Origin of the sequence: Acetobacterium wieringae, from assembly GCF_026646375.1 — a bacterium.
Classification (GTDB): Bacteria; Bacillota; Clostridia; order Eubacteriales; family Eubacteriaceae; genus Acetobacterium; species Acetobacterium wieringae_A.
On the sequence record NZ_JAIPPU010000001.1, the window covers coordinates 329996 to 348168 of the forward strand.

Here is an 18173-nt window from a genome sequence, read left to right on the forward strand (position 1 = left end):
ATGTTAATAAGTGAGCAAGTGTTCACATACAGAGGAGAGGCAATGAATAAAGTTTTGAAAAACGATCATACCGAAGAAACCTTGTTTGAGGTGGCTGAATTTTTTAAGGTGCTGGGTGATCCAACCCGCATAAAAATCGTCTCGGCGCTGTTTGAAAATGGCGAGTTGTGTGTGAACGATATTGTCAACCTGGTGGATGTCAGCCGGACGGCGGTATCCCATCAATTGCGAATTCTTAAAGACAAACGGATCATCAGTTATCGAAAAGAAGGTCAAATGAAATTTTATCATCTGGATGATGCCCACGTGGAAGTGATTGTCCTCTTAACCATCACCCATTTAAGCCATCATTAGGAGTTATTGAAAGAGGGTATCAGCATGAAGCTATTTTTAGAAGGACTTAACTGTGCCAATTGTGCCGGAAAAATTGAAAAACTGGTTGGTAAAATGCCAAATGTTCAGGCAGTCAGTCTGTCTCTGGCCACCGGATCATTGGTGATTGATGAAGGGGAGGGATTTGCTCAGGACGAAACCTATGATGCCATTGTCAAACTGGTGCATTCGCTGGAGCCCCATGTCGTGGTTTCCAAAAATCGTAAATCAACGGCTGCAGTCGAACCCTGTGGTTGTGATGGGCATGGTCACGAACATGCCCATCATTCGGGTGAGAAATCTCAATCCGCAGGGCATTCCCACGCAGGAGCTCTGGGCGATATGGATAAACGGCAGAAACTGGAACTGATTACAGCCATTGGATTATTTATTCTGGGTTTCGTGTTTCAGGCGTTTTTGCCCGATAATCTGGAAGTGGTCACGATTGGAGTTTTTCTGGGGGCCTATTTATTGGCCGGGTATCGGGTGATTCTGTTGGCCTTTCGTAATATCGGACAGGGTCAGATCTTTGATGAAAATTTTCTGATGACCATCGCTACCTTTGGGGCCCTGGTTTTAACCGAATGGCCGGAAGCTGCTGGGGTTATGATCTTTTTCGGCATCGGCGAATATTTCCAGGATCGGGCTGTCGACAATGCCCGCCGTTCGATTGCTGAAACGATCAGCTTTAATGCGATTACTGCCAATCAGGTCGGCCCCGAAGGTGAGGTAGTTATTGATGCTAAACGAGTCAAGGTGGGTGATGTGCTGGTGATCAAACCCGGCGAAAAAATCCCTGCCGATGGGATCATCCTGCAAGGGATTTCCCATTTGGATACCTCACCGCTGACGGGTGAATCCTATCCCCGGAAGGTCCAAAAGGGGGATGAAATCCTCAGCGGGATGATCAATGGTAATGCGGTGCTGAAGATGTTGGTGACCAAAGACTACGAAAACTCAACGGCCATGAAAATTATGCACCTGATTGAAGAAGCCAGTGATAAAAAAGGTAAAACCGAAAAATTCATTACCCGGTTTTCTCATTATTATACCCCGATTGTGGTTTTTTCAGCAGTTGCTATGGCCATTATTCCGCCGCTGCTGATTCCCGGTGCGTCCTGGGAAACCTGGTTTTACCAGAGCCTGATCTTTCTGGTGGTGTCTTGTCCCTGTGCCCTGGTATTATCGATTCCGATCAGTTATTTTGGTGGGATTGGCCGGGCTTCCAAGGAAGGGGTGCTGATTAAGGGTGGAAATTATCTGGATGTTCTTTATCAGGCAGATGTCTTTGTCTTTGACAAAACCGGAACCCTGACTCAGGGTGAATTCAAGGTCATCAAAACTGTAGCGGCTCCAGGCTTTAGCGAAGCAGAAGTGTTAGCGGCCGCAGCTGCCGGGGAACACTATTCCAACCACCCCATTGGCAAGGCAATTACGGCCCATGCCCAAATTAATGTTGATGAAACCCGGTTAAAAAATTATGCCGAAATTCCCGGCAAAGGTACCCGGGTGGAAGTGGACAATCAGGTGATTCTGGCCGGCAACAAGAGTCTGATGATCGATCATCAGATTGCGCTGGCCGAAAATGATGAAGCGGGTACCATTGTCTATATTGCCATTAATAAGCAACTGGCCGGATACCTGGTATTGGGGGACAAGGTCAAAGATAATACCTTTGTCACCTTGCAACAGCTAAAGAAACTGGGCGTCAAAAAAACCGTGATGCTGAGTGGGGATAATGCCCAGGTTGCCAACCAGATCGGTCAGCAGCTCCAGCTTGATGAAGTGATGGGCGATTGCCTGCCCCAGGACAAGGTGACAGCCTTTGAGCAAATCAAGGCTGACAATTCGGATGGTAAAACCATCTTTGTCGGAGACGGCATGAACGATGCCCCGGTTCTGGCCATGGCTGATGCCGGGATCGCCATGGGAGCTCTGGGTTCAGACGCTGCCATTGAGGCGGCCGATATCATTTTGATGAAGGACGATCCCATGGATATTGTCAAATCGGTGGACGTTGCCAAATATACCCGCCGGATTATGATTCAAAATATTGTCCTGGCACTGGGGATTAAAATTACGGTCCTGACCATGACCTTCTTTGGCATGGGTGAGATGTACCTGGCAATTTTTGCTGATGTTGGTGCCGCCATTCTGACTATTTTAAATACCACCCGGATTCTCCGGTATCGGGGGAGCTGGCAGAAGGTAAAATAGCATCACAACAAAAACACCGATCGCCGTGATGGCGATCGGTGTTTTTGTTGTGGTGCGCCTGGCATGGGCGCAATCTAACGGGTGAAAGTCCCGAGTAGGGGTAGGTAGTGCCAAGTGCACAACTTAAGGCAAGGAGGTTATCCCCGGCGACGGGGAATCTGAAGGAAGAGGGCAGTCAAGTGACGGTTGAAACGATGCGAACCCTCAAGGCTTATATTAACCAGTTTTATGGGTCAAGGATTTCGATAGAATCCCCAATTTTAATGACCCCACTTTTAATGACAGCAGTAAAGACGACCTCATTTGCCAGCGAGCAGATCTCTTTATTATCAGAAATCTCACAGCCGAAGCACTTTTTGCCAACTTGGGTAATTTTCTGGATTGTTTCTCCAATTTTCAAAAGAGTTCCGATTGGCAGTTTATAGAGTTCAATATTTTCGGTAATGACATTCTCATTAAAACGTTTGGTGCACAAACCGGAGAGATGAAGTTGTTCCATTTTTTGGATGCTTTCTATCCCGAAAAAACTTACCTGTCGTAGATTCTTACCACCATGTCGGTCACCCTCGACACCAAAATCCTTGATAAAAAATCCTGATGGCTCAAGAGAAACAGGACGTCCCTTTTCAACGCTCTTAGATAATTTGATAACGCAGCTCATTGTTCTACCCCTTAATTAATACGTGGTTGGTTTTCAAAGTCAGGAATCAGGATTGTTAAATTTGCCAGATATTCAGATTAATGGTTAAGATTATTCTGTTGTAGCATTTTTAGAACGACGGATATGCGTTTTTAAATCTTTCGGGGTGTTCAGATTACTGAACATTTCCCAACCTGGACTATAACTTTGCGCAACAGCTTCGTCAATATAATGCAAATTTTCGGTTTCAAAACACTCGTAAATACTTTTTCGGCCAGAGTAAAGAAAGCTTTGGATTTGGGGGATCAGATCGACACTGTAAAAAGCATTAAATGGTTCAATCCACTTGTCAAAGCGAGTCACACAGCCCAAAATATGGGGATTGTTGTGAATGATACTGGCCATGTATTTAACATAATCGCTATTGTGGTATGGCATGTCACAAGCAGTGACATAGAGAAATTCTGATTTAGAAAGCAAAAGTCCTGAATAGATACCAACTAGCGATGCCGATTGCTTCAGGGCGTCCGGATAAACTCCCCTTAAACCAGAAATATCAGGAATATCATCGCGGTGGCAACCGACAACAATGATATCATCAAAGTCTATAGAAAGCTGTTTGACGATCTGGTTTAAAATATTCTCGCCACCAATCCGCAATTTCTTTTTGTCGTATCCCATCCGCTGACTTAATCCACCCACCAGAATTGCAGCAGTCTTTGTTTTCGCCATGATCGTTTTTTTTTCCATAAACTATTTATGCCTTTCGGTAGCTATTTGTTTTCTGGTAAACGCCTTTTGGAATAAAATGGGGAGCAGTTGTTGAGTAAACCAAAAATAAATTGTTCTGGGTTTAGATTTTTATTATATTCTATATTCTGAGATTTGTCATTGATGTTTTACTGTATTTACTAAATTAATCCTTTACTTAGTTATCGTACTCGCAAATTAGTAGTTTTTTAGTTGATTCGTTTACTGACGGAATTACTGGAGTGGTTGCGTTTTGAAAGTAAACAACAATTCGAAGGTGGTTTTAGAAATGAAAGTATCATAATTTGGTAGAATTAAACAGTTGCTGGAAAATTTGAATAAAAAAGACATCAGCACTTTGGATAAAGTTAAAAAAACGGTTTTCGTTGAATGATTCAAGTTGAGTACAATAAAGTACAGCTTAATCGATATAGAAGGAAAAAAGAAAAAAAATGGAAATCGATCCTGTTTATCAGAGAAGTTAAATTAACCTTCGGTCAGAGTTGAAATGATGAATAATGGGGGCGTGAGGCGTTTTAAACACGACAAACTCTGATAGAAACCAAAATCCCTAAATACACTTGATGTTAAAAAAGTATCAATGACAAACGAGGGTTTTTCAATTATAATTGACTTACTCAAAGAAAGGGGAAAAATATGGTTAATTTAATAATTAATGGGCAAAGTGTCAGTGTCGAATCGGGAACAACAATTTTAAAGGCGGCAAGTTCCGTGGGCATTGAGATTCCAACCCTGTGCAGTTTTAAAGATTTCACTCCTGAGGGAACCTGCGGGATGTGTGTGGTAGAGGTAGAGGGTTCTAAAGAATTTGAAAAAGCTTGTTCAACTCCAGTGGTTGAAGGTATGGTGGTTAATACCGATACATTTGTTGTTAGAAATGAGCGACGTAAAGCAATGAAAGCATTGATGGCAGATCATAAATTTGATTGCATGTCTTGTTACAAGTATGAGGCGTGTTTCTTTGTCGAAAACAATGCTAATTTGATTGACTATGATACATACAAGGCAGTGGAAACAGAGGGATATGCGGATCGACCAATTGATGACTCAAATCCATTTTATACGTATGAGCCCAGCAAATGTGTTTTATGTGGTCGATGTATAAAAGCTTGTGATTATTTGCAGTGTAATCACGTCTTAGCTGCATTCGATCCTGAAAAGGATAACATTATTAAAACTGTTAATGATCTGCCAAGAGGTAAAACAACAGAGTGTGTCAGCTGTGGAAATTGTATTGCTGTATGTCCAACCGGGGCATTAGCGCCTAAGAAGTTTAAACCGTTTAGTTATGCAAAACATGTACAGACTGTCTGTCCTTATTGCGGAGTCGGCTGTACCTTGAATTTAAAAGTAATTGATAATAAAATTACTGATGTATTTAGTACCGAAGGAAATGTAAATGATAATTTACTCTGTGTAAAAGGTCGATTTGCTTATGATTTCGTAGGCAGTCCGGATCGATTAACAACACCCTTGATCCGAAAAGATGGGGTATTGCAGGAAGCAACCTGGGAAGAAGCCATTTCATTAGTTGCTAAAAAGTTAAAAGAAGCAAAAGCTGAAGGGCCACAGGCTGTAGCCGGATTATCATCGGCCCGCTGTACTAACGAAGACAACTATGTATTCCAGAAGTTCATCAGAACCGTGGGTGAAACCAATAATGTCGACCACTGTGCCCGTTTGTGTCATGCGTCCACGGTTGCTGGTCTGGCTAAATCTTTTGGTAGTGGCGCAATGACCAACAGTATTGAGGAAATCGCCATGATGGATGTGATGCTCGTATCGGGATCAAACACAACTGAGACACATCCTGTTATCGGTGCTAAAATAAAACAACGGAAAGCTCAGGGGGCAACTCTGATTGTTGCCGAACCCCGTAAGATCGAACTGGCAAACTACGCGGATGTTTTTTTACAAATCAAACCAGGAACGAATGTTGCTTTATTTAATGGACTAATGCGTGCTATTTTAGATGCCGGCCTCGAAGATAAAACTTTTATCAATGAACGAACCGAAGGCTATGAAGCATTTTTAGAATTCATGAATACAATCACTGTCGAAAAATGTGCCGAAATTTGTGGTGTTGACCCTGAAGAAATGAGAAAAGCAGGAGTTCTTTACGCAACAAAAGATCGTGGCGGTATCTTCTATTCTATGGGTGTTACTCAGTTTAACACCGGTACGGATGGGGTTATGTCCACGGCCAATCTGGCAATGCTGACCGGAAAAATTGGTCGGGAAGGCTGTGGTGTAAATCCGCTTCGTGGCCAGAATAATGTTCAGGGTGCCTGTGATATGGGAGCCTTGCCAGGAGATCTGCCAGGTTATCAAAAAACAGCAGTACCGGAAGTGATTGATAAGTTTGAAAAAGCCTGGGGATTAAAATTACCTCAGAACGCTGGAAAAACTTTAACCGAAATTATTAATGGTGTTGGGGATGGCACGATTAAATTCCTATACATCATGGGTGAAAACCCGATGGTTTCTGATCCTAACACCAATCATGTCAGAGAATCTCTGGAGAAGGCCAATTTCATCGTTGTTCAGGATATTTTCCAGACGGAAACTACTGAATTTGCCGATGTTGTTTTACCGGCTTATGTTTATGCTGAAAAAGATGGAACCTTCACCAATACCGAACGCCGGATTCAGCTTATAAGAAAAGCTGTTGATGCCCCAGGGGTTTCAAAAAATGACTGGGAAATCATTGGATTAATTGCTAAGGCAATGGACGTCAAAGGCTTTGATTTTACCAGTGCGGCAGAAATAATGGACGAGATTGCATCGGTAACCCCAAATTATGCAGGGGTTTCTCATGAACGACTGGAAAATGGCGATCGGATTCAATGGCCGTGTTTAAGTAAAGACTCTGAAGGCGCAAAATTCCTTCATGCCGAAAAATTCACCAGAGGTCTGGGTGCCTTTATGATTGCGGACTATATCCCGCCAGAAGATCAGGCCGATGAAGAATACCCACTTATTTTAATGACTGGCCGAATTCTTGAGCATTATCATACTCGAACCATGACTAAACGTTCACCAGGGATTGAAGAGATTGCCGGTGATGCGTTTGTGGAAATCAATCCAGCAAAAGCATTGGAATATGGTATCGCAGAAGGTGATGTCATTAGTGTTACCTCTCCACGGGGAAGCGTTTCAGCGAAAACTCGTTTTAATGAAGGGATCATGGAAAATAATCTTTTCATGCCATTCCATTATGGCGATGTCGGAGCGAACTGTCTGACGGGTGGTACAGTCGATCCAATTGCAAAAATTCCGCCGTTGAAAGTGTCAAAAGTTCGAATTGCCAAATAATAACCATAAAAGTTGTCTAATTAAAGGGGTGCGATAGTGCCCCTTCTATTTTTTATTGAACAGGTGATAGCGTTTACTTGACAATTGTCAAAAAATAGTGTACTATACGAATAAACATGTACACACAAGTCACACAAGTTTTCATGAACTGATTTTCTAAAAAAGAAGGGGTATTTAAATGCTGGACTTAAAGGTTTTGACACAGGCGGTTGGAGATTTAGAAGAAGAAGAGGTAATGGATCTACTCAATGATTTTGTAGCGACAAATCCTACTGAAGCGGAAGCACAGGAAGCGGTTGCCGCCTGTCAGGGGGGGATGGCGCTGGTCGGTGATCTTTTTGAAAAAGGTGAGTACTTTGTTGGCGATCTGATCTTCGCCGGCGAATTGTTGACCGAAGCAATAAATGTTCTAAAACCGGTGTTAGGCGGTGATGATTCGACAGTTGCAGGAACGATCGTGATTGGTACGGTTCATGGCGATTTGCATGATATCGGCAAGAATATTTTCAAAAGCATGTCAGAAGCAGCGGGATTTGAAGTGATCGATCTGGGGATCGATGTAGCGCCAGAAATCTTTGTGGAAAAAGCCAAAGAGTGTCAACCGGCAATCATTGGGATGAGTGGGGTCTTAACATTGGCGATCGATTCGATGAAAGAAACGGTCGATGCTTTGAAAGCTGCTGGCATCGATGCTAAAATTATCATTGGCGGAAATCCGGTTACTAAAGAATCCTGTGAATATGTGGGTGCTGATCAATTTACTACCAATGCAGCAGAAGGTGTTAAAATCTGCCAGGGATGGGTCTAAGTCTTAATAACCCCAAACTAAAATGAAAATATGAGGATAAAGAAAGAGCATCGCTCTGATCTTTATCCTTTTTTAATTGCACGAGAAGGGAGTACAATAACTTTTGATTGAAAAAATACATCTTTTCTCACGTTAAATTAAAAGATTTGTAGATATTTGTATATACAGGTCGATATAAGTATGGTATAATTTCGACAAACGATTTCATCAAAATCGGAAAACTTTATGCTTAGGAGGAGAGGGTGAATAATTTTTTTAGTCCCGCAGAAATCTGCGAGAACATGGTAAATGGCTGTAATAATAAAGCCAAGCTGTCAATTGGTAAAATGATTGTATTGGGCATTTTTGCCGGCGTCTTTATTGGTTTCGGTGCTTATGGTTTTACAGTCATTCTTTCTGGTGCTGGTACTGGTTTTGAAGCCACTTTTGCCAAATACATCGGCGCCGGCGTCTTCCCGGTTGGCCTGATGCTGGTGGTCATGTGTGGTGCCGAACTGTTTACCGGTAATAATCTGATGACCTTATCGGTATTTAAAAAAGAAATTACGGTTGGTGCGATGCTGCGTAACTGGGGTGTAGTCTGGGCAGCTAATCTGGTAGGATCTGTTTTACTGGCTTATTTAATGTCACAAAGTGGTCTCTATGGCGAAGCAATGACCGCAAAAGCCATTGGTATTGCCGAAGCTAAATGTGCGATTCCGTTAATGCCAGTGATTATCCGGGCGATTTTCTGTAACATGCTGGTTTGCCTGGCGGTTTGGATGCAATCCGGGGCCAAAGATATCATCGGTAAGATCTTTGCGATCTGGTTCCCAATTATGCTCTTTGTTTTGTCCGGTTTTGAGCATAGTGTAGCTAACATGTTCTTTATTCCCATGGGAATCTTCTGCGGTGCAGATATAACCTGGGCTCAGGCGTTCCTGAACAATATTCTTCCAGTTACGCTGGGAAATATTATTGGTGGGGCCATTATCATTCCCGCTTGCTATCATTTTATCTATGCTAAAAAAACAGCGGCATAAAACGTCACAGTTTAGTAACTTTTGCTCTTCATTAGAGAAGAGCAAAGGCCTCTAAATTTAAAGAAATAAAAATTTGTATGATAAATATCAATTATACCATTATCAAAAAAAATAATTTAGGTTATAATTAAAAGGACTTTGAAAAATATTAAATTAGAAATTCCAGGTGTGATCATTTAGAAAAAGCCAGGTTGATAAATTTAGCGGTGGTATTCAATTTACACCTTTATAGGGAGTGGAACTTAAATTATGAAACATAGCATTGTAAGATCCATCGAAGGATTATATGAGGATCGAACCCTGGAACTGGTACGGATTGCTATTCGAAAAGGGTTTAAACCAATTGATATTTTTAATTGGCTCCAAACCGGAATGGAACGGGTTGGTAAATTATACGAAACCAGTGATTATTTTATTGCGGATTTGATTTTTGCCGGGATCATTTTTCAGGAAGTGATGGAGCTGGAAGAATTAAAAGAAGTTACCAAGGTAACCCCTAAAAATAAGATCGGGCGACTATTGCTTTTTTCGGTGTTCGGAGATTGTCACGACATTGGCAAAAATATTTTTGGTTCCTTTGCCAGAACCGCCGGATTCGAACTCATTGATTTAGGGACAGATGTATCGCTGTATCAGGTCATCGAAGCCATTGAAACCGTCAAACCGGATATCATTGGCATGAGTGGTATGCAGCAGGAAACCATTTATGAAATGCGGGCGGTAGTCTGTGAATTGGTTAACCGGGGCATCCGGGATGATTATCGGGTCATTATCGGTGGTGCTGTCATTGATGAAAAGGCAGCTCAGATAGTTGGTGCCGATTTTGCCACTAAAGATGTGATGACTGGGGTAGAAAAATGCAAATTATGGATGATTGAAAAAACCGGAAAAAAACAATAAATAGAAAATAGACCAAGGTGGTAGAGAAATGGGATCCCCCGAATATTTAAAAATAGTCGATGCAATAAAAAATAGAATAACCAGTGAAGAAATTAAACCGGGTGATGCCATACAATCTGAGAATCTTCTCTGTGAAGAATTTAATGTCAGTCGCATGACTGTCAGAAAAGGGTTGGCAGTACTTGTCAATGAAGGGTATATTTACTCAATACCAGGTAAAGGTAACTATGTCTGTGAGCCGAATCTGGATTCGTACACCCTTCATTTTGATGAAATGATGACGACTGAAAAAAAAGGTGAAGAAATCCGACTGATTGAAGTCAACGTCGTGAAGCCCAGCTACGAGGTGGGATTTAACCTGGAAATCCCCGAAAACAAACATGTCATCGTGGTCAAACGGGTATTTGTCAGCGATGGGGTGGTAAAGGCCTTTGATGTTAAGTATATTCCGTATTACCGGGGCATTCCGATTGTCGAGAAAGAGATTCGCTATGCGACCTTTCCGGAAATGGTGGCCAAAAAGAACTCCATTTTTGCGATGACCAAAAAGCTGAAGATTCGGGCCATGGCAGCAACCGGCGAAGTTAGTCAGGTGCTGGATATCATGGAAGGTGATCCGGTGCTGGTGGTGGAACAGAAGCTGATGGACGAAAAAGATCACCCCATTGGATGGGGTCTTATGTACTTTACCGGTGACGATTCAGGGTTGGAGGCAGTCGCTTCCTTCGATTAGTTATGAATAACTGAGGTATGGGATGAAAGAAAGTATCTTATTAATTGCGTGTGGAATGATTCAGGACGAGATGAGCTTGGCGATGAAGAATACCGGCATCAATTATGACACCATTTGGATGAGTGCAGAACTTCATAACAACCCGGATATGCTAAATCAGGAACTGCAAAAAGAGATCAACCGTCATCAGGAATACGACACCATTCTGCTCAGCTACGGGAATTGCGGCAAGGCCCTAATCGGATTGCGTAGTGACCATGCCCGATTGGCGCTGTTGCGCTCTGAGGATTGTATCCAGATTCTGCTTCATAATAAGGAGAAACTCAAATCGATCCGGGGTGAAACCTACTTTATCACCCGCGGTTGGATGATGGGGAAAAAGTCTTTAAAAGAAGAATATCATTATGCCATCAACAAATATGGACCCAAGCGGGCTGAAATGATCATGGAAATTATGTTTAAAAACTACAAGTCCCTGATGATGATTGATTCAGGTGCCTATAATCTGGATGAGTGGATTCATTGTGCCCGCCACCTAAGCCAGGTGCTGAAACTGGATTTTGTAATCACCCAGGGCGATGTGGAAATCCTGGAAATGTTTCTGTCGCTTAAATGGGATCACCGGGTGGCCGTGATTGAGCCGGGACAGGAAGTGACGAAGGACGATTTTGGAGTGGAATGTGTCGTGGCATCCTGTGCCAATATGTTTAAAATGTAAAAATGCGGATTTGATTGACTTACTCGGGAGATACGAAAAACGTGTCTCTCTTTTTATTTTGTGCTGCCGCAGATTGTTGCGCCAAAGGGCTGACTCCCGACAGTCATACAGGTGTAGACAGACAAATGGGAAAACAGTATAATAATAAATGAGTTTTACGGATGATAAACAAGAGAGGAAAACCAATGAAACTGGAACAATTATTAAACGAACTAAAAATAATCGAAATAAGAAACAGTCTTCCGGATTGTGAGATAAAAAAAATTTGCTATAATTCACGGGAAGTCGTCCCCGGCAGTTTGTTTGTAGCCATCCCTGGCTACGTCACAGATGGTCATTGCTATATCGGTAATGCCATCGATGGCGGTGCGGTTGCCGTAGTTTATCAAAATGATCTGGCTGACTATCAGCCGGACGTCTGCTACATTAAAGTCGCCGCTTCCCGCTATGCGCTGGGTATCTTGGTAAGCTGCTTTTACGGGAAGCCATCGCAGTCGATGCTGGTCACCGGGATTACCGGAACCAATGGCAAAACCTCGCTGACCTATATGCTTAAGCATATTTTTGAAAGCGACGGTAAGAAATGCGGTTTGATTGGCACCATCCATAATCTGATTGGCGACCAGGTGGTCGATAATCGTGGCCGAACGACCCCGGAATCGCTGGAAGTCCAGGAGATCATCAAGGAAATGAAGGATGGCGGCTGCAGTCACCTGTTTATGGAAGTCTCCTCCCATGGTCTGGCGCTGGATCGGGTCAATGGGGTGGATTTTGATTATGGTATTTTTACCAATCTGACCCAGGATCATCTGGATTATCATAAAACCTTTGAAAATTATTTCGAAGCCAAAGCCAAGCTCTTTTTTCAGGTAAAAAAAGCCAATATAATCAATGGCGATGACCCCTGGGGCCGGAAGCTGTGTGAAATGCTGGCGGAAAAATCGACGGCGCCAGTGATCACCTATGGCTTAAAAGCGGATCGTGATTATTATGCCAAAGATCTGCTTTTTAGCGCACAGGGAACGGAATTTACGCTGGTTACCCCAGCGGCGGAAGAAAAGCTGTTTTTAAATATTCCCGGTGAGTTCATGGTGTATAATGCCTTGGCGGCGATCATTGTTGCTGTGGAAGAAGGGGTGCCGATGGCTGTGATTCGGGACGCCCTGGCGATAATGCCGGGGGTTGAAGGACGGATGGAAATTCTTGATGTGGAAGCGCCCTTTGATGTGGTCATTGATTATGCCCACTCGCCGGATTCGCTGGAGAAACTGCTCCAGTCGGTGCGAAAAATATTTACGGGTCGGATTGTATTAGTTTTTGGATGCAATGGTGATCGGGACAAGGAAAAGCGGCCGATCATGGGCCGGATCGCTGGCACCTATGCCGATATGGTGGTGGTCACCTCGGACAATCCTGCCAGTGAAAACCCGATGGATATTATCAATGCGGTGGTGGCGGGGGTTCGGGAGAAAACCGATCAGGTTGCCACGGTTGAAGTCCGCCAGGAAGGGATTTATTATGGTGCCACCCTGTGCGGTCCGGGCGATGTGCTGGTGCTGGCCGGGAAAGGCCATGAAAAACAGGAAATTATGAAAGACGAGACCCTCTATTATAACGAATGGGACACCGCCCGGGAAGCCGTAGCCCGGTTGAAACTGAAGTCAATAAATTAGATAGCGACGAGAAAAAAGCACCCAGCGGGTGCTTTTTTCATTTTAGGGTTAAGACAATGGGGCAATGATCAGAACCCATTACGTCATCGAGAATATCGGTGCCAATAACTTGGGGCATCAGGTTTTTGGACACGAAGAAGGAATCGATCCGCCACCCGGCGTTGTTGGCACGCGCATTGAAGCGGTAGGACCACCAACTGTATTTGATTTCTTCGGGATGTTGCACCCGCCAGCTGTCAATCATGCCGATACTGAGGAAATCATCGATCCAGGCCCGTTCTTCCGGCAGAAAACCGGAGCGCTTGGCATTTTCCTTGGGGTTTTTTAAATCAATTTCCCGATGGGCGATGTTGATATCCCCACCGACAATGACGTTTTTACCAGCTGCTAATAGTTCGTTCACATCTTTTTGCAGGCAGCGGTTGAAGTCCATTTTATAAGCAAGCCGCGCATCATCTTTCTGACCGTTGGGAAAATAGATATTATAGAGGATGAAATCCGGGTATTCCATAATAATCGTGCGGCCCTCATTGTTAAAGGTTGGATCGGATAGACCGGTGCGGATGGTCAGGGGCGCTCGTTTATAATAAACCGCTGTGCCACTATAACCTTTTTTTTCACCGGAATGAAAATAGGCAGAGTAGCCGGGGATATTAAGCAGATCGTCCTCCAGCTGATGGTCATGGGCCTTGGTTTCCTGAATGCAAAGAATATCCGGATTGGCTGCTTCAATAAAGGGCAGAAAGCCTTTTTGGGCGGCTGCTCGGATGCCGTTGACGTTCCACGAGATAATCTTCATATGTTACCTTCCTATTTGATTAATAATATAAGTAGTTATTTTAAACTGAGATGATCAAATTGTCAAAATTTTGCAAACCTGCAGTTTCTGGTTCGTAGGAGTAAGCATTGCTCGCCCGGTAATCAGCACGATTTTGGTCTGGTAGCAATTTGGGAGTCGTTTACTCGCCTTTTTCGAGAGATTCGAGGGTTTCGAGCCGATCCATGATGGCCAGCAGTTCATCTTCGAGTACAGCCTTCTCGTTGGCCAGCTCCTCTAAGACGGTGTAATCCCTGGTGATTTCTGACAGCTTCTGGGTGACAAAATCCAGTCGTTGATCTTTGGCTTCAAGATCCAGAAGCAGTGCTTCCTGCTCTCGTTTTTCCTTGTAGGTCAGCCCCGGCTTGCGGGTTTTTGTTTTTTCACTGAGGCATGGTTGGTTTTTTTTAGCTGGCAGATTGGGGTTTTCGCTTTTGGTGTTTAATCCGGTTAAGGGGTGCTTATTAATAAAATCCGAATAATTACCGGTTTGGGTAGTGATCTGACCCTTGCCGTCAAAAGAAAAAATCTGTTCACAGGTACGATCCAGAAAATAACGGTCATGGGAAACGGTCAATACCGAACCCTGGAACTCGTCGAGATAGGCTTCCAGAATCGTCAAGGTGTCAATGTCCAGATCGTTGGTGGGTTCATCAAACAGCAATACGTTAGGAGCCATCATCAGAATTCCCAGCAGATAGAGCCGGCGCCGTTCGCCGCCGGAAAGTTCGGAAATATAGACCCACTGGCTATTTTTATCAAACAGAAAAAGCTCCATCATTTGAGCGGCGGTGACGGTTTCACCCCGAGAATTTTCCATGACTTCGGCTTTCTCCCGAATATAATCAATGGCCCGGAGGCTCAGATCCATATCCTCTGATTCCTGGGAAAAATAACCGAGCTTGACAGTATCCCCCAGTGTAATGGTGCCGTCATCTGGCTTAAGCTTTCCGGCCAAAAGATTGAGCAGTGTCGATTTGCCATAACCGTTTTTTCCGATGATGCCAATCCGTTCGCTGGGACCGAGAATCATTGAAAAATCGCTGATAATTTTCTGGGGGCCAAAGGACTTGCTTAAATGCTCAATTTCAATGACTTTTTTACCCAGCCGGGAAAAGCCCACTGAGATTTCCAGCTGGCTTTCGGACAGATCGGTGGACTGTTCTTTGATCTCTTCAAAACGCAAAATTCGGGCTTTCTGCTTGGTGGTTCGGGCCCGGGCACCCCGCCGGATCCAAGCCAGTTCCCGGCGGTAGAGGTTTTGGCGCTTGGCTTCGATGGCGGTTTGAGCTTCCCGGCGGATCGCTTTCTGTTCTAAAAAAGCTGAGTAATTGCCGCTGTATTCATAGAGCTGACCTTTGTCCAGTTCAATGGTTCGGGTCGCCACCCGATCTAAAAAATAGCGGTCATGGGTCACCATCAGCAGGGCACCTTTGCGGTTTAACAGGTAGTTTTCCAGCCAGGCAATGGTGTCGTTATCAAGGTGATTGGTCGGCTCATCGAGAATCAGCAGATCACACGGTTTTAGCAGGGCCGAGGCCATGGCCACCCGTTTGCGCTGGCCACCGGAAAGCTGGCCGATTTTTTTATGATAGTCGTGAATACCGAGTTGCGACAGGATCGTTTCGACCTGGGATTTGAGATTCCAGAGGTTTTCGTCATCAATGCGCTGAGACAGTGACAGCAGCCGTTTTTGCAGAACAGCATCTTCCGGCGAATCATCAAGCACCGCCAGCGTGGCTTCATAGTCCCGAACCAGGTTCATTTCCGGTGAGGTGGCACAAAAGACCTGGGAAAGCACCGTGGTATCAGGGTCCAGATCGGGATCCTGGGGTAGAATTTCGACCCGCTTGGTGCCGAAAAACTTAACCGCACCGGCATCGGGGCTATCGAGCTTTCCGATAATCTTAAGCAGTGAGGTTTTACCGGATCCGTTGACCCCAATCACCCCGATCTTGTCGGTATCGGCGATAGAAAAAGAAATATCATGAAAAAGGGTTTTAACCCCATAGGTTTTTTTTAAGTTTTCAATACTGGCAATATTCATTGACTCGTCCTTTATGTTTTCATTTTGCTGATATTTTATCATAAATTGGGGGATCTTGGAAAAACTTTACAAAAAGTCCTGAAAATAGTATTATGTAGTCATTACGATTCGAAAAAGATTAAAGTGGGGTGAACAGAATGATGTTGGGTAAAACCGTTTTTATTGCAAAAAGTGCCGATGTAGTGGGTAAAGTAAAGCTGGGTAATTTCATCTCGGTATGGTTTCAAGCGGTCATCCGGGGGGATGTGGACAGTATCACCATTGGCGATCGCACCAATATTCAGGATGGGACGGTGGTGCATGTGGCCCCGGGTTACCCTACGGTCATCGGTGCCGGCGTGAGTATTGGTCACAATGCCATTATTCACGGCTGCGAAATCGGGGATAATGTTCTGATCGGGATGGGAGCCATAATTCTTAATGGCGCCAAAATCGGCGACAATTCCATTGTTGGTGCCGGTTCGCTGGTGACCCAGGGCAAGGTCTTTCCGCCTAACTCCCTCATTATGGGCAGCCCGGCTAAGGTCGTTCGGGAGTTGAAGTCGGAAGAAATTCAGAGCATTCGGGACAACGCCGAAGAATATCTGGATACCATGAAAGGCTACATGTAGACCGCTGAGCCCTGAATGCCATTAAAAAAAGACCCAAGGGGTCTTTTTTAGATGGTTAAAACTTGACTGGGGTCAGGCGAAAGCGTTCCAGTGGTTTGTGCAAAATGGTGACCAGGACAACCCCAAATACGCCCTGCAATAGGCTAAACGGGACGTTGACCAGTGGGCCGGCAATATTGCCGTACATGATCACTTCTGCAATGTAGTAAACCGCTGTCATCGCAATTACTGCCGGGAACATCCCAAGGAGGATGTTTTTGTCAGGGAAGCGCTTCATCAGATAGCCAAAAATAAAGGCCATTGAGCCTTTGGCAATAAAGGTTGGCAACACATAGGCTCCATAACCGCCAAAATAGTCAGCGCTGGCCGAGCCGATGGCGGCAGCAATCAGACCGCCCCAGGGCCCCAGAATATAGGCAGATAACAGTACCGCTCCATCGCCAGGATGGATGTACCCAGTCGGTAGGGGAATCTTGATCAGGGAGGTCATGATGAAAGTCAGGGCCATCATCAATGCCGTGTAGGTGATTTTTCTGGTTTGTTCGTTCATTTTATTTCCTCGTTTTCTAAAAAATGCCAGGCACTTGCAAAATGGATTAAGATTGCGCAATCATTATGGATGAAGACAGGCCATAGCGGCCAGGTGTTTTTGCAATTACCGATAAAAAATACTAAGCCGCAGAAAACCGTTGGCTTAGTATAGAATTATCCCATATTATTTTTAGAATTCAAGGGTTTGAATGACCTGATTTTATTAAAAATCTGACCCCATCAAACCTGCTCAATAAAGATACTGACAGCGCTCACGCCGGGAAGATCGGTTTTATCCGGATTATTTGGGGAAATGGTCAGGCTGATGGTATAGCCACTGACCGTTCCCTTTAAATTGGTGGATTCAGAAACGGTTTCCTCGGTATAATCCGGGGCGACAGCCAGCAGGCTCTGGTAAAAACTGAGGATTTCATCAGTGGAAAAATCCGAAACGTAGGCCGCTTTCCAGCCTGGTTTGCCCGCAGCGGTGGTGATCTGGTTCGATTCGGAGACGGTAGTTACGCCATACAGCGGAACCATCTGGATGGGATAATTGCCAGCCAGCAGATTGGCTTCATCAACATAGAGATCGGCCTGATTTTGGGAAATGACCGTTTGCATTTCCTGGGGCACCACAACAGCAGTGGTAGCGGTAGTATCCGGCAGGTTATTTTTAATTTGTTCAGGCTGTTTAGTAGTAGTTGTTGTTTCTTCAGCGGTTGTTTTTTCACCGGTCGTTTTTTCATCACCCATCAGCTTTGGGATCATAAAGATGGCGCCAGCAACTAGAACCCCAATCAGGACAACTGAAAGAATAATATAACGTATTTTCATAATGACTCCTTTTTGGAAATGGATGGATCAATGGGAAACGGCGGTAGTCACATCGTTTTATTTCCCGTTGATCTGTGTAACGAATGAACAATTGATCTTCATTATACCCTATATTCTTAATTTTTTGAATAAACATTTCAAAAAACTTGATTTTATTAAGGATA

The 18173-nt window shown here is 44.2% G+C and carries 16 protein-coding genes; 10 read left to right on the forward strand and 6 right to left on the reverse strand.

Annotation, left to right across the window (positions count from 1 at the left end; all coding sequences use genetic code 11):
- The first annotated feature begins 42 nt into the window (after positions 1–42).
- Both Q7P33_RS01490 and Q7P33_RS01495 read left to right on the forward strand, forming a co-directional pair.
- Positions 43–354 (forward strand): metalloregulator ArsR/SmtB family transcription factor, encoded by a 312-nt coding sequence (locus Q7P33_RS01490; protein ID WP_303866701.1) that lies wholly within the window; start codon positions 43–45, stop codon positions 352–354.
- A 24-nt stretch (positions 355–378) separates the two neighbouring features.
- Positions 379–2589, forward strand: coding sequence for a heavy metal translocating P-type ATPase (locus Q7P33_RS01495; protein ID WP_303866703.1), 2211 nt, complete (start codon positions 379–381; stop codon positions 2587–2589).
- 226 nt (positions 2590–2815) lie between these two features.
- Here Q7P33_RS01495 and Q7P33_RS01500 read toward each other — a convergent pair whose 3' ends face one another.
- Together Q7P33_RS01500 and Q7P33_RS01505 are read right to left on the reverse strand one after the other, a co-directional pair.
- A complete protein-coding gene (locus Q7P33_RS01500; RefSeq protein WP_303866705.1) occupies positions 2816–3250 on the reverse strand; it encodes an MOSC domain-containing protein in 435 nt (144 codons plus the stop codon).
- A 90-nt stretch (positions 3251–3340) separates the two neighbouring features.
- On the reverse strand, positions 3341–3961 hold the full coding sequence (locus tag Q7P33_RS01505) for a molybdenum cofactor guanylyltransferase (RefSeq protein ID WP_303866707.1): 621 nt from the start codon (positions 3959–3961) through the stop codon (positions 3341–3343).
- Between the two features lie 675 nt (positions 3962–4636).
- Between Q7P33_RS01505 and fdhF the strand changes: the two genes are divergently transcribed.
- The 7 genes from fdhF (at position 4637) to Q7P33_RS01540 (ending at position 13169) form a co-directional block, all read left to right on the forward strand.
- Positions 4637–7315: a formate dehydrogenase subunit alpha gene (fdhF, locus tag Q7P33_RS01510; RefSeq protein ID WP_303866711.1), complete on the forward strand. Its 2679-nt coding sequence runs from the start codon at positions 4637–4639 to the stop codon at positions 7313–7315.
- A 178-nt stretch (positions 7316–7493) separates the two neighbouring features.
- Positions 7494–8123, forward strand: a complete 630-nt coding sequence (locus Q7P33_RS01515; protein ID WP_303866713.1) for a B12-binding domain-containing protein — start codon at positions 7494–7496, stop codon at positions 8121–8123.
- Between the two features lie 242 nt (positions 8124–8365).
- On the forward strand, positions 8366–9145 hold the full coding sequence (locus Q7P33_RS01520; RefSeq protein WP_303866715.1) for a formate/nitrite transporter family protein: 780 nt from the start codon (positions 8366–8368) through the stop codon (positions 9143–9145).
- A gap of 249 nt (positions 9146–9394) precedes the next feature.
- On the forward strand, positions 9395–10045 hold the full coding sequence (locus Q7P33_RS01525) for a B12-binding domain-containing protein (RefSeq protein ID WP_070370444.1): 651 nt from the start codon (positions 9395–9397) through the stop codon (positions 10043–10045).
- 28 nt (positions 10046–10073) lie between these two features.
- A complete protein-coding gene (locus Q7P33_RS01530; RefSeq protein ID WP_070370445.1) occupies positions 10074–10778 on the forward strand; it encodes a GntR family transcriptional regulator in 705 nt (234 codons plus the stop codon).
- A gap of 22 nt (positions 10779–10800) precedes the next feature.
- A complete protein-coding gene (locus tag Q7P33_RS01535; protein WP_303866725.1) occupies positions 10801–11496 on the forward strand; it encodes a DUF1638 domain-containing protein in 696 nt (231 codons plus the stop codon).
- A gap of 161 nt (positions 11497–11657) precedes the next feature.
- A complete protein-coding gene (locus Q7P33_RS01540) occupies positions 11658–13169 on the forward strand; it encodes a UDP-N-acetylmuramoyl-L-alanyl-D-glutamate--2,6-diaminopimelate ligase (protein ID WP_303866727.1) in 1512 nt (503 codons plus the stop codon).
- Positions 13170–13206: 37 nt separating this feature from the next.
- Here Q7P33_RS01540 and Q7P33_RS01545 read toward each other — a convergent pair whose 3' ends face one another.
- Positions 13207–13968, reverse strand: coding sequence for an exodeoxyribonuclease III (locus Q7P33_RS01545; protein ID WP_303866730.1), 762 nt, complete (start codon positions 13966–13968; stop codon positions 13207–13209).
- A gap of 160 nt (positions 13969–14128) precedes the next feature.
- Complete coding sequence (locus Q7P33_RS01550; protein WP_303866732.1) at positions 14129–16033, reverse strand: ABC-F family ATP-binding cassette domain-containing protein; 1905 nt, start codon at positions 16031–16033, stop codon at positions 14129–14131.
- Positions 16034–16170: 137 nt separating this feature from the next.
- On the opposite strand from Q7P33_RS01550, the gene Q7P33_RS01555 reads away from it, so the two are divergent.
- Positions 16171–16644: a gamma carbonic anhydrase family protein gene (locus tag Q7P33_RS01555; protein WP_303866735.1), complete on the forward strand. Its 474-nt coding sequence runs from the start codon at positions 16171–16173 to the stop codon at positions 16642–16644.
- A gap of 55 nt (positions 16645–16699) precedes the next feature.
- On the opposite strand, the gene Q7P33_RS01560 is transcribed toward Q7P33_RS01555, so the two are convergent.
- Together Q7P33_RS01560 and Q7P33_RS01565 are read right to left on the reverse strand one after the other, a co-directional pair.
- Positions 16700–17194 (reverse strand): ECF transporter S component, encoded by a 495-nt coding sequence (locus Q7P33_RS01560; protein WP_303866737.1) that lies wholly within the window; start codon positions 17192–17194, stop codon positions 16700–16702.
- Between the two features lie 221 nt (positions 17195–17415).
- Positions 17416–18009: a hypothetical protein gene (locus Q7P33_RS01565; protein WP_303866739.1), complete on the reverse strand. Its 594-nt coding sequence runs from the start codon at positions 18007–18009 to the stop codon at positions 17416–17418.
- Positions 18010–18173: the final 164 nt, after the last annotated feature.